This is a genomic window from Klebsiella sp. GG_Kp175 (genome assembly GCF_040062325.1).
Classification (GTDB): domain Bacteria; phylum Pseudomonadota; class Gammaproteobacteria; order Enterobacterales; family Enterobacteriaceae; genus Klebsiella; species Klebsiella quasipneumoniae.
Genome location: NZ_JBEAFX010000004.1, coordinates 57,200 through 72,058, shown reverse-complemented (window position 1 = coordinate 72,058; position 14,859 = coordinate 57,200). Strand labels below are relative to the sequence as shown.

The window sequence follows — 14,859 nt, the reverse complement described above, 5'->3', positions numbered from 1 at the left end:
AGCCTTTATTTAACAACAAGTTACGTCAATGAAACCATTCAGCACTGTCGAGAATACCATGAACGGTGCATTGGTCATACCAAAATTGATGTGCATCAAGTTTTGTCGCGTATTTTTTCAGCGAAACCAATAAGTGTAGACATGAAAAAACCCGCGCGGCGAACCCGGCGCGGGTTTGGAGACAGGGGAAAAGGCTTAACCGAGGGTTTTAAACGCTTTCAGCCGCTGCAGATGCGGCGAAATGTTTTTAAACTTATGGGTCTGCTCTTCATCCCAGATAATTTCATAATAGTGGTGCAGAAGGTCGGCGGAACGCTGGCTGTCCAACGCTTCGTCCTGTCGGGAAAGCACCACCAGACAGCGATCGCGGTTCTTTTCGCGGAAGTTGGTCACGCATTTGGTGGCGATGTCAGCATACTCTTCCGGTCGGTCGATTTTGCCTTCCATATTCTCATGCGGAAACAGGTTCGGATTGAACACCGCCTGACGGATATCGCACAGGAAACCAATCCGCTCCGCCCAGTAACCGCCGAGTCCAACGCCGCAGATCAGCGGCCGGTCATCGGCGGTAAGCTGCAGCATTTTATCAACCTCTTTCAGCAGATGCTGCATGTCGTGCTTGGGATGGCGCGTGCTGTAGCTTATCAACCGCACGTCAGGGTCAATAAACTGCAACTGCATCACCTTCTCGTGGTTACCGGGGCTGTTCGAGTCAAAACCGTGTAAATAGATAATCATCGCATCCTCACCAGACAACAACGCCCCGCAGAGCGTTACGCGGACTTCGCCTCTTGCCAGCGCGCATGAAGCTGCTCCAGCTGGGCACTCACCGTTTTCCAACGGGCTGAATCCCTTAACTCCTGACGGGAAAAGGAACCTTTATGATACAATTTCGTAACACGCTCTGCTTTGATCGGCGACAGGTTATCCAGCACACTGACCGCGCCCTTACGATTATTGCAGACGAGTATCATATCGCAACCGGCGTCGAGCGATGCCTGGCCGCGTTCGGCATAGCTGCCCATGATCGCTGCCCCCTCCATCGACAGATCGTCGGAGAAAATCACCCCATCGAAGCCCAGCTCGCCGCGCAGCACCGTTTTCAGCCAATAGGCCGAACCGCTCGCCGGACGCGGGTCGAGCTCCGGGTAAATCACATGCGCCGGCATAATGGCATCCAGACGCTGCTCGGCGATAAGGCTTTTGAATACCGCCATATCGTGGTCGCGGATAACCGATGCCGGACGCGGATCGAAGGGGGTTTCTTTGTGCGAATCGGCAGTCACCGCCCCGTGTCCCGGGAAGTGTTTGCCGGTGGTTTTCATGCCCGCGGCGTGCATGCCGTCAATGACGTGACGCGCCATCGTCAGCGCTTTCTGCGGATCTTCATGATAAGAACGTTCGCCGATTGCGGCGCTGATGTGACCGACGTCCAGCACCGGCGCAAAGCTGATATCGATGTCCATGGCGATCATTTCGCTGGCCATCAGCCAACCGGCCTCGGCGGCCAGTTTGCCCCCCTCTTCCATCCCCAGCAGCGCAGCGAAAGACTGGGCCGCCGGTAAACGGGTAAAGCCTTCGCGGAAACGCTGAACGCGTCCCCCTTCCTGATCGACCGCCACCACCAGATGGTTACGGGAGGCTTCGCGGATCTGGCGCACCAGCTCGCGCAGCTGCGCCGGATCGTGATAATTTCGGGTGAAGAGGATCAACCCTCCCACCAATGGATGCGCCAGAATCTCTCGCTCTTCCGCATCCAGTTCATACCCTTCAACATCCAACATCACTGGGCCCACACTGACCTCTCTTATCCTTTGCGTTCGTTGTCTAACTGACACCATGTTTCATCTGCCAGCATGATAAATTGCCGATCCCCGCTCTGCCGCCAGCGCATTTCATACCAGCCCGCCATGAGCAGCAGTACCCACGGACGCCAGCGCGCCACCTGCCGCCATAGCTGCTGCGCGTCGATAGCCGCCCGTCGGGCATATGCCGCCACCAGTTGGCGGCGCTCGTCCGGGGCGATCCACACGGCGGCCAGCTCCAGCGCGATATCGCCATCGCCGGCATATTCCCAGTCGATCAGCTTCAGTCCGGCGTCGCTGTGGATAATATTGCCGGCATGGACGTCCATATGCAGCGGCGCCAGTCGCAGAGGACGAGGCTCGCCCCGGCGGCACAGCCGCTGATGCCAACGTAGCCAGCGCGGCGTGCGCCGGGCCGGATCGCTCCTCTGCCAGTACTGCGCCAGCAGCGGCCCGAGACTAACACGCCAGCCGAACCGCGGTTGCTGATGCAAATCATACAATAAGCCAGACAGTTGCGGGCAGTCAGGTAACTCGCTTTTCACCTCACCCGCGCAATACTCCACCACCATCCAGCAGGGCGAGTAAAACAGAGGATTGGGCGCCAGCCTGGCAGGCAGCCGGCGCAGCGCATGATACTGACGGCGAAAATAACAGGCAGCGGCAGACGGGTCGTGCGGCTGACGCAGCACTCGTCGCTGGTCGCCATCGCTGATAATCACACTGCCGCCGCTGAGGCCGGTCTGGCTCAGCGAGACGACAGGATGATAGTGGGGAAAGAAGCGCGACAAGAGCTCGTCGCGCGTTAGCTTATTGTTGCTGAACCGCACCTTTACCTGACCAGATAATCTCGCCGGTTTGCACCAGCATCAACTGCATCTTCAGCTCGGGCGCGTTGACGTTGCCAGTGGCATTGGAATAAAGCACATACTGCGCGCCCACGTTGCGGGCGATGCCCATGGCTTTGCTGCGGCTGCCGAGGCTGTCCTGCGGCGACAGGCCCAGCTGCTGCTTGGCGACCGCCAGCTGCTGCGGTGAAACAAGGGTAAATTTGCCGTTGCCCGCCAGCGCGTTACGTAACGCGGTGGTGGCTTCTCCGGCATTCAGCGAACCGTTGGTGCGGTTGTTCACGCTGTCAACCAGCAGAATACTGCCGGCATTGACCCCGCCCGCCTGCAGCATCTGTCCCACCATCGGCTGCACCGCGCCGTTCCAGTCATAATGACGCACGCGCGGCGCCGGCTGACCCGACTGCTGATCCTGATGCTCAATCGGTCCTGGCTGCGACGGGACGGAGGGCACCGCCGGTACCGTCGGCACCGTGGGCTGCGGCTGCGCAGGCTGCTGCGGCTGCGGTTTGGCCTCTTCTACCGGCGCGGGCTGCTCACGCAGCCCCGCACAGCCTGCGAGGAATATCGCCAGTGCTGTGATTAACGCATAGCGACACATTTTCATCATTATAATTACCCCTTACAGATAAAGATAAAGGCGGGCCTTATGCGCCCCCAGGATATTGGCGCTGCCATACAACGTCACCGAGGAGCGAGCCGGGACCACGATGGTGCGCGGCGCCTCCAGGGGGTGCATCTCCAGCCCTCGGGCGTCATACCAGAAAAAACGATAATGCACGGTGACCGGCTGTTGGCGCTCGTTATACAGCGTAGAGGAGGCGGTGGCCTGGATCTCCGTCGCCACGACGACAGGTTCGCTGGCGCTGATCCCGGCGGCCAGCACGCTCGACTCCATCACCAGCGCCTGCTGGTCAGAAACCGGGATCTCCGGGTGTGAACTACATCCGGCCAGCAGCCCCGCCGCCAGACACGCGCCCAAAAGGGTCCTGAGCATGGCGTTAGCCTTTGTGCGCCAGCATCGGACCCAGCGGACGACCGCCCAGCAGATGCATATGGATATGGTAAACTTCCTGACCGCCGTGGCGGTTGCAGTTGACGATCAACCGGTAGCCATCGTCGGCGAGGCCTTCATCGCGGGCAATCTTCGCCGCGACGGTCATCATCCGGCCCAGAGCCAGCTCATGTTCGGTGGTGACGTCATTTACGGTAGGAATCAGAACGTTCGGGACAATCAGAATGTGGGTGGGCGCCTGCGGGGAGATGTCGCGAAAAGCGGTCACAAGCTCATCCTGATAAACAATATCCGACGGGATCTCCCGGCGAATGATTTTGCTGAAAATCGTTTCTTCTGCCATGACTGATTCCTTATTAGTTTTATCCCGTACGCTGGCCTGCTTCTGCAGATAAACGCAGACGCACAGGTTCCGGTAAGAGTATGAGCGACATCCTCCCTCTCTTTCAACCTGAAAGCTCTTTTTCTTATTCAACTATAGACTTAGCTGCTGAGGGAATAAGCATTTGGCGGACAGTTTGCGGGGTTATCGCCTCTGGAAGGCCGATCTGGTCACGTAAAAAAGGCAGCCAGTTGGCTGCCTTAGTCTCCCCGATACTACGTCTTAACTGTTACGGATGTACTCATCCATTTCAGTTTTCAGGTTATCGGACTTGGTACCGAAGATGGCCTGTACGCCAGAACCTGCCACTACCACGCCAGCGGCGCCCAGTTTTTTCAGGCCAGCCTGGTCAACTTTCGCTACATCCGCCACGCTAACACGCAGACGAGTAATACATGCGTCGAGGTTGGTGATGTTCTCTTTACCGCCGAAAGCGGCGACCAGAGCCGGAGCCATCTCGCTGGTTGCGCCAGCTTTGCTCTCTTCGGTGGTATCTTCACGACCCGGGGTTTTCAGATCCAGGGCTTTAATCAGCACGCGGAAAATGACGTAGTACACGATCGCATAGCAGATACCGACGATCGGGAACAGCCACAGCTTGCTGCTGTTACCGGACAGCACGATAAAGTCGATCAGGCCGTGAGAGAACGAAGTACCGTCACGCATACCCAGCAGGATACAGATCGGGAACGCCAGACCCGCCAGGATGGCATGGATAACGTACAGGATCGGCGCCACGAACATGAACGAGAACTCGATCGGCTCGGTGATACCGGTCAGGAACGAGGTCAGCGCGGCGGAGATCATGATACCGCCCACTTTGGCGCGGTTTTCCGGTTTAGCAGAGTGCCAAATCGCGATAGCCGCTGCCGGCAGACCGTACATTTTGAACAGGAAGCCGCCAGACAGTTTGCCCGCGGTCGGGTCGCCTGCCATGTAGCGCGGGATATCGCCGTGGAATACCTGACCAGCCGCGTTGGTGTATTCGCCGATCTGCATCTGGAAAGGAACGTTCCAGATGTGGTGCAGACCAAACGGCACCAGGCAACGCTCGATGAAACCGTAGATACCAAACGCCACCACCGGGTTCTGATAAGCAGCCCACTGGGAGAAGGTCTGGATCGCGGAACCGATCGGCGGCCAAATGAAGGAGAGGATCACGCCGGTGAAGATAGCGGCCAGACCAGAGATAATCGGTACAAAGCGCTTGCCCGCAAAGAAGCCGAGATATTCTGGCAGCTTGATGCGGTAGAAGCGGTTGAACATGTACGCGGCGATAGCACCGGAGATAATACCGCCAAGCACGCCGGTATCAGCCAGGTGTTTTGCCGCAATCTCGTCAGCAGGTAAATGCAGCACCAGCGGCGCAACCACCGCCATGGTTTTCACCATGATGCCGTAAGCTACCACTGCAGCCAGTGCGGATACACCGTCGTTATTGGTGAAGCCGAGGGCCACACCGATAGCGAAGATCAGCGGCATGTTGGCGAAAACTGAACCGCCTGCTTCTGCCATAACGTGGGAGACCACGGCTGGCAGCCAGCTGAAGTTTGCGGAACCGACGCCCAGCAGGATACCTGCGATAGGCAGTACGGATACCGGCAGCATCAGCGATTTACCGACCTTCTGCAGGTTAGCAAATGCATTCTTAAACATAATTGAGAGTGCTCCTGAGTATTTGGTACTTTTTTACGTTTTCACGCATTGGCCCGGGGGGAGAACCGCGCCGTGGACAGGACATCTAAGCGCCCTTTATTTATTACACAGAGTAAAATAATTAACGGGATGATTGTTTGACGGCTATCACGTTTCAATCAGCCTTCCGGTAAAAATTTACATCAGCTTACATAAGTTGTATCCAGATGTTGCCAAAAAACCTTCACCGCCACTTTTGTGGCGGTGAACTTTACTCGCTTTGGCTATTAATTACGAGCCTTAAAATAATAAGCAGATCAAGCAGGTTGCAAGCGGGCGGGGTCAATGTGGAACAGCGTGGCAAAATTGTCGGTGGTTTGCTGAGCCAGTTGCTCCAGCGACACACCCTTCAGTACCGCCATGTATTCAGCAACGTCACGCACCAGCGCCGGCTGGTTCTCTTTGCCGCGATGGGGTACCGGCGCCAGGTATGGCGAATCGGTCTCCACCAGCAGACGATCCAGCGGAACATAGCGCGCCGCATCGCGCAGCTGCTCGGCGTTACGGAAAGTGACGATACCGGAAAACGAGATATAGAACCCCATGTCGAGCAGCTTACCCGCCGTCTCCCTGTCCTCAGTGAAACAGTGTAGTACGCCTCCGCAATCCGTCACCTTTTCTTCGCGTAAAATGGCCAGGGTATCGGCGCGAGCGTCACGGGTATGCACGATCACGGGCTTGTTCAGCTCCCGGCCGATGCGGATATGGTCACGGAACGAAGTTTGCTGCTGGACTTTGGTTTCCGGGGTATAAAAATAGTCCAGTCCGGTCTCTCCCATCGCGACGACGCCCTCTTCCGCCGCCAGCGTGCGCAGCGTCTCCACCTCGTAGGGCTCATCCTGGTTTAACGGGTGCACGCCGCAGGAGAAGACGACGTTGTCACGCCTTCCTACCAGCTCGCGCATACTGCGGTAGCCAGGCAGCGTCGTGGCGACCGCCAGGCAAAATTTCACATCGCGTGCGGCCGCTTTTGCCAGTACGTCATCGACGTTTTTGTGCAGGGTTTGATAATCCAGACCATCAAGATGGCAGTGGGAGTCGACTAAAAACATAATGTCTCACTCAGAGGTGGGAGACGGGTAAAACCGTCCCGGGTTGCAGGTAATGTTCCCAGCGCAGCAGGCGCTCGGTGAGCAGCAGTTCGCGGTTGACGCCGACGACGTTCAGCAATTGCTCGCGGCAGGTACAGACGTCATGGGCAATCGCCTGCAGCCGGGCGGCGGGCAGACTGTGCGCCAGCTGCTCCAGCAGCGGCCAGACATCCGGGTTACTCACCAGGGCAATTCCCTGCTGTCGTTTTTGCGCATCGACCAGCAGCGATGCCAGCCAGTGCAGGCGAACCGCCGCCTGTTCATGATTGAGTATCGGCAGCAGCGCCAGCCAGTCACCGCTTGCCAGTGTGGTCGCCAGCGCCTGACACAGCTGCTGTCGCGCCGTCCACTGCGGCTCCTTAAGCAGCTCGAGCGCCGCGGCCGGCGCGCTGGCGCACAGACGTAACGCGGTCAGCAGCGCCTCCTGCGGCAGGTTCACCTCACGCTCCAGCCAGGCCAGGGCATAAGATTCCGTCGGCGGCGACAGGTGGTGCAGGCGGCAGCGACTGCGCAGGGTGGTCAGCAGACGCGCCGGCTCCTCGCAGGCGAGGAAGAACCAGGTATTTTCCGGCGGCTCCTCCAGCGTTTTCAGCAACGCGTTGGCGGCAGCATCGGTCAGCAAGGCGGCATCGCTAATCCATACCACCTTCGCCCCACCGAGGCGCGCGCGCTCATAGAGCTTGTCGTTGACATCGCGCACCGCGTCAATACCCAGCGCGCTCTTGCCTTTCTCAGGGCTCAGCGGATAGTAATCGGGGTGCGTACCGGCCTGCATCAGCTGGCAGCTGTGGCAGTGACCGCAGCTTTTATGCCCTTCAGGCTGGCGGCACATCAGGAAGCGGCACAGCGCATAAATCAACGCCTCGCCGCCCATCCCGCTCAGAGACTGTAACAGTAAGGCGTGGTGGCCACGTCCGGCCTGATAGCTACCGACCAGTTGTTCGAACGAGGGGCGCAGCCACGGATACCATTTCATGCCGGTTGCTCCGCCATCCACTGGGCGATCGTGGCGCGAATATCGCGCGCGACGGCATCCAGCGGCTGCGTCGCATCCACCGTGCGGATAGAAGGATCTGCCGCAGCCAGCTCAAGGTAGCGCGCGCGGGTACGATTGAAGAAGTTCATCGACTCCTGCTCAATGCGATCCAGTTCACCGCGGGCGCGGGCGCGCTGCAGCCCCACTTCCGGCGTAACGTCGAGGTACAGCGTCAAATCGGGACGAAAATCGCCGAGAACGGCGTCGCGCAGCGTCGCCAGCATCGTGCGGTCAATGCCCCTGCCGCCGCCCTGATAGGCCTGGGTGGAGAGATCGTGACGATCGCCGATCACCCACTGGCCGCGAGCCAGAGCAGGTTTAATCACCGTCTCCACCAGTTGGACGCGCGCCGCGTAAAACATCAGCACTTCCGCTTTATCGTTAATCACTTCATCGCCCGTGGACTGGATATCCAGCACCAGGCTACGCAGTTTTTCAGCAAGGATTGTGCCCCCCGGCTCACGGGTAAACACCATATCGTGAATACCTGCCGACTGCAGCGTCTCCACCACCAGTTGACGTGCGGTGGTCTTCCCGGCGCCCTCCAGCCCCTCGATGACGATATAGTTACTGCGCATTTTTTTCCTTAAGTACTTTCAGATAGTCCTGCACCGCGCGGTTATGGCTGACCAGGTTTGTGGTAAACGTATGGCCCCCTTTCCCGTCGGCGACAAAATAGAGGTATGGTGTTTTCGCCGGATGGGCGGCCGCCTTCAGCGACGCTTCGCCCGGCACCGCGATAGGGCCTGGCGGCAGGCCGCTGATGGTATAGGTATTGTACGCGGTCGGCGTCTCCAGATCCTTACGCGTTAACTTTCCATTATACCCTTCGCCCATCCCGTAGATCACCGTTGGGTCGGTCTGTAAGCGCATGCCGATGCGCAGGCGGTTGATAAATACCGACGCGACGCGATCGCGCTCTTCCGCCACCGCGGTCTCTTTCTCAATAATCGAGGCCATGGTCAACAGCTGATTCTGATCGGCATAGGGCAGATTATCCATCCGTCCTTCCCAAATCTTCGCCACTTCAGTGACCATTTTCTGATGCGCGCGCTTGAGGATGGCGATGTCGCTAGTATTGGCGGTGTACATCCAGGTGTCCGGCCAGAACCAGCCTTCCACCCAGTCGGCATGGTCAAGACCTAACGCCTTAGCCACCGTCGCGTAGCTATCGTCTTCAAGCGTGTGCTTCACGTAGGGAGCATCGCGCAGCTGACGAAGGTAGTCGCTGACGCGCATGCCTTCGACAAAGCGCAGCGGAAACTGCGCCTCTTTGCCGCTGGCCAGCAGCTGCAGCATCTCGCGCACCGTCATTTGCGGCGTGAGGCGATAGGTCCCGGCCTTGAAGTGAGACAGCTCAGGCTCCATCCGCAGCAGCCACTGGAACACGCGCGGGCGATTGATCACCTTCTCGCGATAGAGATCCTGCCCCAGCGCCAGCCGGCCGGTGCCGGCTTCGAGGGTAAAGATGGTCTCTTCTTTAATCAGCAGCTTGCTGTCCGCCAGCTGGCGTACCTTCCACATTCCTGCCGCCGCGGCGATGCCCAACAGCACCACCAGCAACAGGATAAAACGTAACATTTTCTTCATACTAACCAGACAGCTCACACAAAGGGGCTAAAAAATGGTAAAGCTCGCGCGAGGACCAGACGGTCTCATCCCAGCGACGAACCGGCACCAGCGGCATCAGCGCATTGCAGATCAGCACTTCATCGGCCTCCCGCAACGCCTCGGGACGCGCTGTCACTTCGACAACGCGAAACGTCGATGGTGCCAGCTGCGCGATACAGCGCTGCCGCATTATGCCGTTGACCCCGGCATAATCGAGTCGCGGAGTAAATACATCCCGTCCCTGACGCCAGAATAAATTCGCGGCACAGCATTCCGTAAGCCACCCGTCACTGTCAAGGACCAGCGCCTCATCGGCGTCCGTCTGTTCAAGATGAGAGCGAATCAGCACCTGCTCCAGACGATTAAGATGCTTCAGGCCAGCCAGCCAGGGGTTGCGCCCCAGGGTCACCGGGCTCCGGGTCAGGGTAATGCCCTCCTCCCGCCAGCGCGCGTAGTGCGCCGGAAGCGGAGAGTCGCTCAGAATACGGGTGGGCGGCGCACAGCCCGCCGTGCTGTATCCCCTTCCCCCAACGCCGCGGGTAAGGGTCACCTTAAGCACGCCCTGCGCGTGCGGTCGAGCCAGACGCTGCATCTCGTCGCTTAGCGTCAGCCAGTCGTCAAACGGGATGCGTAATTTTTCGCAGGTTGTCTGCAAACGCTGCAGATGGGCGTCCAGTAACGCAACCTGTCCATGCTGTATACGGGCAGTGGTAAAACAACCGTCGCCAAACTGGACGGCGCGATCGTTCACCGCCAGCGTGTCCTGTTCAACGCCATTTATCAAGAACATAAAGGACTCCTTTTCACTGGTCGGTGAGTGTCTCAGGACACGGAGCAGAGGACAAGCGGAGAAAGCCGAATAAAAAAGGCCCGACAATCGGGCCTTTTGTTAAAGCAGTACCGGGGCAAGCCCTGTCACACTTTTTTGAAGATCAGCGAACCGTTAGTGCCGCCAAAGCCGAAGGAGTTGCACAGGGTGTACTCCATACCGGAAACCTGACGCGCTTCGTGCGGAACGAAGTCGAGGTCGCAGCCCTCATCCGGGTTGTCGAGGTTGATCGTCGGCGGAACCGCCTGATCGCGCAGCGCCAGGATAGAGTAAATCGACTCTACCGCCCCTGCCGCGCCCAGCAGATGCCCGGTCATGGATTTGGTGGAGCTCACCAGTACGCGGCTCGCCGCATCGCCGAAGACAGACTTAACCGCCTGCGCTTCCGCTTTATCGCCAGCCGGCGTCGAGGTGCCGTGGGCGTTGACGTAGCCGATCTGGCCCGGTTCAATGCCCGCATCGCGAATGGCATTCACCATCGCCAGCGCGGCGCCCGCGCCATCTTCCGGCGGTGACGTCATATGGTAAGCATCGCTGCTCATGCCGAAGCCGACGATCTCGGCGTAGATTTTCGCACCGCGTTTTTTTGCGTGCTCGTACTCTTCCAGCACCACCATGCCCGCGCCGTCGCCCAGCACGAAGCCGTCGCGATCTTTATCCCACGGACGGCTTGCCGCCTGCGGGTTGTCATTGCGCGTGGAGAGCGCCCGCGCTGCGCCAAAGCCGCCCACGCCAAGCGGGGTACTGGCTTTTTCCGCACCGCCTGCCACCATCGCATCGGCATCGCCATAGGCGATGATGCGCGCAGCCTGACCGATGTTGTGCACGCCTGAAGTACAGGCGGTCGCGATGGAGATACTTGGTCCACGCAGACCAAACATGATGGTCAGATGGCCGGCCACCATGTTAACAATTGTGGAGGGAACGAAGAATGGGCTGATCTTACGCGGTCCGCCGTTGACCAGCGAACTGTGGTTTTCTTCGATCAAGCCGAGACCGCCAATACCAGAGCCGATTGCGGCACCAATACGGGTAGCATTCTCTTCCGTCACTTCAAGGCCAGAATCCTGCATGGCCTGAACGCCAGCGACAATTCCATATTGAATGAAGGCATCCATCTTGCGCTGCTCTTTGCGCGAGATGATGTCATCACAGTTAAAATCCTTTACTAAGCCAGCAAATTTCGTTGCATAGGCGCTAGTATCGAAATGGTCGATCAGGCTGATGCCACTCTGACCGGCAAGGAGAGCTTTCCAGGTAGACTCTACGGTATTGCCGACAGGAGACAACATGCCCAGTCCGGTCACAACTACACGACGCTTAGACACGTTTGTCCTCCAGGGAGGGAAAATAGATTCTTGTGGGACAAATAAAGATAAAACTCAGGCGGTCGAATGACCGCCTGGAGATGTTCACTTACGCCTGGTGGCCGTTGATGTAATCAATGGCAGCCTGAACGGTGGTGATTTTCTCAGCTTCTTCGTCCGGAATCTCAGTATCAAACTCTTCTTCCAGAGCCATTACCAGCTCAACGGTGTCAAGAGAATCAGCGCCCAGGTCTTCAACGAAGGAAGCATTGTTGGTAACTTCTTCCTGCTTAACGCCCAGCTGCTCGCCGATAATTTTCTTAACGCGTTCTTCGATAGTGCTCATACTCTTAAATTTCCTATCAAAACTCGCTTTCGCGATGGTTTTCGTAGTGTATAAAATGTTGAAAAATTTGCAACTAAATCCCGGCAGGTCTTACCACGATTTTGCGCTATTTTGAGGCCGTTTGCCCTAAGAACGCAAATCTTTTCGCACAAAACCGCACAGAGAACCGTGCGAAGTGCGCGGTTCCTGAACGTTTTGCACAAATCTCGGTCAGACCATGTACATTCCGCCGTTGACGTGCAGGGTTTCACCAGTAATGTAACTTGCTTCGTCAGAGGCTAAAAATGCAACCGCGCTGGCGATTTCATTTGGGGTGCCAAGGCGCCCCGCAGGAACTGCCGCCAGCGTACCCGCACGCTGCTCATCGGTCAGCGCACGCGTCATGTCCGTTTCAATAAAGCCCGGAGCAACAACGTTTACAGTAATACCGCGGGACGCAACTTCACGCGCCAGTGATTTACTGAAGCCGATCAGACCCGCTTTCGCCGCAGCGTAGTTGGCCTGACCCGCATTTCCCATGGTACCAACCACAGAACCGATAGTGATAATACGTCCATGACGCTTTTTCATCATAGCGCGCATTACCGCTTTTGACAGACGGAAAACCGATGACAGGTTGGTTTCGATGATATCGTTCCACTCGTCATCTTTCATGCGCATTAACAGGTTGTCGCGAGTGATCCCGGCATTATTCACCAGGATATCCACTTCGCCAAACTCTGCGCGCACATTTTCCAGAACAGATTCAATAGATGCCGGGTCGGTCACATTCAACATCAGACCTTTACCGTTGGCGCCTAAATAGTCGCTGATCGCCTGCGCGCCGCTTTCGCTGGTCGCAGTACCGATAACTTTCGCGCCGCGGGCGACGAGCGTTTCAGCGATGGCGCGGCCAATACCGCGGCTTGCACCGGTAACCAGCGCGATTTTTCCTTCAAAACTCATGGTTTTCCTCTTTTATTGCTCAAGCGCCGCAGACATCGCCGCCGGCTCGTTAAGCGCGGAAGCGGTCAGGGTGTCAACAATACGTTTGGTCAGGCCGGTGAGGACTTTACCCGGGCCAACCTCATACAGATGCGTTACGCCCTGAGCAGCCATAAACTCAACGGTTTTAGTCCACTGAACCGGACTATACAGCTGGCGTACCAGCGCGTCGCGAATGGCGTCCGGCGCGGTTTCGCACTTCACATCGACGTTATTTACCACCGGGATCGTCGGCGCGTTGAAGGTGATTTTCTGCAGCTCAAGCGCCAGTTTCTCCGCTGCTGGCTTCATCAGCGCACAGTGAGACGGCACGCTCACCGGCAACGGCAGCGCCCGTTTAGCGCCCGCGGCCTTACAGGCGGCGCCTGCGCGTTCAACGGCCTCTTTGTGACCGGCGATAACCACCTGGCCCGGGGAATTGTAGTTCACCGGAGAGACGACCTGCCCTTCGGCCGATTCTTCACAGGCTTTGGCAATAGCCGCGTCGTCCAGACCGATAATCGCTGACATGGCGCCAGTACCTTCCGGTACAGCTTCCTGCATGAATTTGCCGCGCAGTTCAACCAGGCGAACGGCATCAGCGAAAGCGATAACGCCCGCGCAAACCAGCGCGGAGTATTCGCCGAGGCTGTGGCCAGCCAGCAGCGCCGGCGCTTTGCCGCCCTGCTGCTGCCAGACGCGATACAGCGCCACGGAGGCGGTCAGCAGCGCTGGCTGGGTCTGCCAGGTCTTATTCAGTTCTTCTGCCGGGCCCTGTTGCGTCAGCGCCCACAGATCGTAACCCAACGCTGCGGAAGCTTCACCGAAGGTCTCTTCAATGACCGGCCAGGTCGCCGCCATATCGGCCAGCATGCCTACGGCCTGCGAGCCCTGTCCCGGGAACACAAAAGCAAATTGCGTCATGTTTAAATCCTTATACTAAAAACGAACCAGCGCGGAACCCCAGGTGAAACCGCCACCAAAGGCTTCCAGCAAAATCAGCTGCCCACGTTGAATGCGGCCATCGCGGACGGCCTCATCCAGCGCGCAAGGGACTGACGCCGCGGAGGTGTTGCCATGGCGGTCGAGGGTCACTACGACGTTATCCATCGACATGCCCAGTTTCTTCGCCGTCGCGCTGATGATCCGCAGGTTTGCCTGGTGCGGCACCAGCCAGTCCAGCGCTGAACGTTCGAGATTATTCGCGGCCAGCGTCTCATCAACGATGTGCGCTAACTCGGTGACCGCCACTTTGAAGACTTCATTGCCGGCCATCGTCAGATAGATCGGATTTTCCGGATCGACGCGATCGGCGTTCGGCAGGGTCAGCAGTTCGCCATAGCTACCATCAGCATGCAGATGCGTCGAGATAATGCCAGGCTCTTCGGAGGCGCCCAGCACCACCGCCCCGGCGCCATCGCCGAAAATAATAATCGTCCCGCGATCGGCCGGATCGCAGGTGCGCGCCAGCACATCGGCGCCGACGACCAGCGCATAGTCCACCGCGCCGTTCTTGACATACTGATCGGCGACGCTCAGCGCATAGGTGAAACCGGCGCAGGCGGCCGCGACGTCAAACGCCGGGCAGCCCTTGACACCCAGCATAGACTGAATCTGGCATGCCGAACTCGGAAACGCGTGCGTGCCGGAGGTGGTCGCAACAATGATCAGACCAATTTGCTCCGCGGACACGCCCGCCATCGCCAGCGCCTGCTTTGCGGCTTCAAAGCCCATCGTAGCAACTGTTTCATGCGCTGCGGCAATACGACGCTCACGGATACCTGTGCGGGTGACAATCCACTCGTCAGAGGTCTCTACCATTTTTTCCAGGTCGGCGTTTGTACGCACTTGCTCGGGCAGATAGCTGCCGGTACCAATAATCTTCGTATACATGTACGCTCAGTCACTCTTGGGTAATATACCCGCCTCGT

The 14,859-nt window shown here is 58.1% G+C and carries 17 protein-coding genes; all 17 read right to left on the bottom strand.

Going from position 1 to position 14,859, the window contains the following annotated elements; genetic code table 11:
- Positions 1 to 195 precede the first annotated feature (195 nt).
- A complete protein-coding gene (gene ycfP, locus ABLU73_RS08975) occupies positions 196 to 738 on the bottom strand; it encodes an alpha/beta hydrolase YcfP (protein WP_002900775.1) in 543 nt (180 codons plus the stop codon).
- 35 nt (positions 739 to 773) lie between these two features.
- Entirely contained in the window at positions 774 to 1,784 is a 1,011-nt protein-coding gene (nagZ, locus tag ABLU73_RS08970; RefSeq protein WP_072140424.1) for a beta-N-acetylhexosaminidase, read from the bottom strand.
- Between the two features lie 23 nt (positions 1,785 to 1,807).
- Complete coding sequence (gene thiK, locus ABLU73_RS08965; RefSeq protein WP_264923433.1) at positions 1,808 to 2,635, bottom strand: thiamine kinase; 828 nt, start codon at positions 2,633 to 2,635, stop codon at positions 1,808 to 1,810.
- A complete protein-coding gene (gene lpoB / locus ABLU73_RS08960) occupies positions 2,616 to 3,254 on the bottom strand; it encodes a penicillin-binding protein activator LpoB (protein ID WP_072096711.1) in 639 nt (212 codons plus the stop codon). Before lpoB ends, thiK begins: the two co-directional genes overlap by 20 nt.
- A 21-nt stretch (positions 3,255 to 3,275) precedes the next feature.
- Positions 3,276 to 3,650: a YcfL family protein gene (locus tag ABLU73_RS08955; RefSeq protein ID WP_004204572.1), complete on the bottom strand. Its 375-nt coding sequence runs from the start codon at positions 3,648 to 3,650 to the stop codon at positions 3,276 to 3,278.
- Positions 3,651 to 3,654: 4 nt separating this feature from the next.
- Positions 3,655 to 4,011 (bottom strand): purine nucleoside phosphoramidase, encoded by a 357-nt coding sequence (gene hinT / locus ABLU73_RS08950; RefSeq protein WP_004204571.1) that lies wholly within the window; start codon positions 4,009 to 4,011, stop codon positions 3,655 to 3,657.
- Between the two features lie 261 nt (positions 4,012 to 4,272).
- On the bottom strand, positions 4,273 to 5,706 hold the full coding sequence (gene ptsG, locus ABLU73_RS08945) for a PTS glucose transporter subunit IIBC (protein ID WP_002900680.1): 1,434 nt from the start codon (positions 5,704 to 5,706) through the stop codon (positions 4,273 to 4,275).
- 296 nt (positions 5,707 to 6,002) lie between these two features.
- Positions 6,003 to 6,797 carry a metal-dependent hydrolase gene (locus ABLU73_RS08940; protein WP_004204569.1) on the bottom strand — a complete coding sequence of 265 codons (795 nt, stop codon included), beginning with the start codon at positions 6,795 to 6,797 and terminating at the stop codon, positions 6,003 to 6,005.
- A 10-nt stretch (positions 6,798 to 6,807) separates the two neighbouring features.
- On the bottom strand, positions 6,808 to 7,812 hold the full coding sequence (gene holB / locus ABLU73_RS08935) for a DNA polymerase III subunit delta' (RefSeq protein WP_017900729.1): 1,005 nt from the start codon (positions 7,810 to 7,812) through the stop codon (positions 6,808 to 6,810).
- The gene (gene tmk, locus ABLU73_RS08930) at positions 7,809 to 8,450 is read right to left on the bottom strand and encodes a dTMP kinase (protein WP_004204566.1); all 642 of its coding nucleotides are present in this window, start codon (positions 8,448 to 8,450) and stop codon (positions 7,809 to 7,811) included. The genes holB and tmk overlap by 4 nt, the downstream gene beginning before the upstream one ends.
- Positions 8,440 to 9,462: a cell division protein YceG gene (gene yceG, locus ABLU73_RS08925; protein ID WP_004204565.1), complete on the bottom strand. Its 1,023-nt coding sequence runs from the start codon at positions 9,460 to 9,462 to the stop codon at positions 8,440 to 8,442. Before yceG ends, tmk begins: the two co-directional genes overlap by 11 nt.
- A gap of 1 nt (position 9,463) precedes the next feature.
- The gene (gene pabC / locus ABLU73_RS08920; RefSeq protein WP_264923434.1) at positions 9,464 to 10,273 is read right to left on the bottom strand and encodes an aminodeoxychorismate lyase; all 810 of its coding nucleotides are present in this window, start codon (positions 10,271 to 10,273) and stop codon (positions 9,464 to 9,466) included.
- Positions 10,274 to 10,398: 125 nt separating this feature from the next.
- On the bottom strand, positions 10,399 to 11,640 hold the full coding sequence (gene fabF, locus ABLU73_RS08915) for a beta-ketoacyl-ACP synthase II (protein ID WP_002900666.1): 1,242 nt from the start codon (positions 11,638 to 11,640) through the stop codon (positions 10,399 to 10,401).
- A gap of 88 nt (positions 11,641 to 11,728) precedes the next feature.
- The gene (acpP, locus tag ABLU73_RS08910; protein ID WP_000103754.1) at positions 11,729 to 11,965 is read right to left on the bottom strand and encodes an acyl carrier protein; all 237 of its coding nucleotides are present in this window, start codon (positions 11,963 to 11,965) and stop codon (positions 11,729 to 11,731) included.
- 210 nt (positions 11,966 to 12,175) lie between these two features.
- Positions 12,176 to 12,910, bottom strand: a complete 735-nt coding sequence (fabG, locus tag ABLU73_RS08905; RefSeq protein ID WP_002899294.1) for a 3-oxoacyl-ACP reductase FabG — start codon at positions 12,908 to 12,910, stop codon at positions 12,176 to 12,178.
- A gap of 12 nt (positions 12,911 to 12,922) precedes the next feature.
- Positions 12,923 to 13,852, bottom strand: a complete 930-nt coding sequence (gene fabD, locus ABLU73_RS08900) for an ACP S-malonyltransferase (protein ID WP_004204563.1) — start codon at positions 13,850 to 13,852, stop codon at positions 12,923 to 12,925.
- 15 nt (positions 13,853 to 13,867) lie between these two features.
- Positions 13,868 to 14,821 (bottom strand): beta-ketoacyl-ACP synthase III, encoded by a 954-nt coding sequence (locus ABLU73_RS08895; RefSeq protein ID WP_002899288.1) that lies wholly within the window; start codon positions 14,819 to 14,821, stop codon positions 13,868 to 13,870.
- Positions 14,822 to 14,859: the final 38 nt, after the last annotated feature.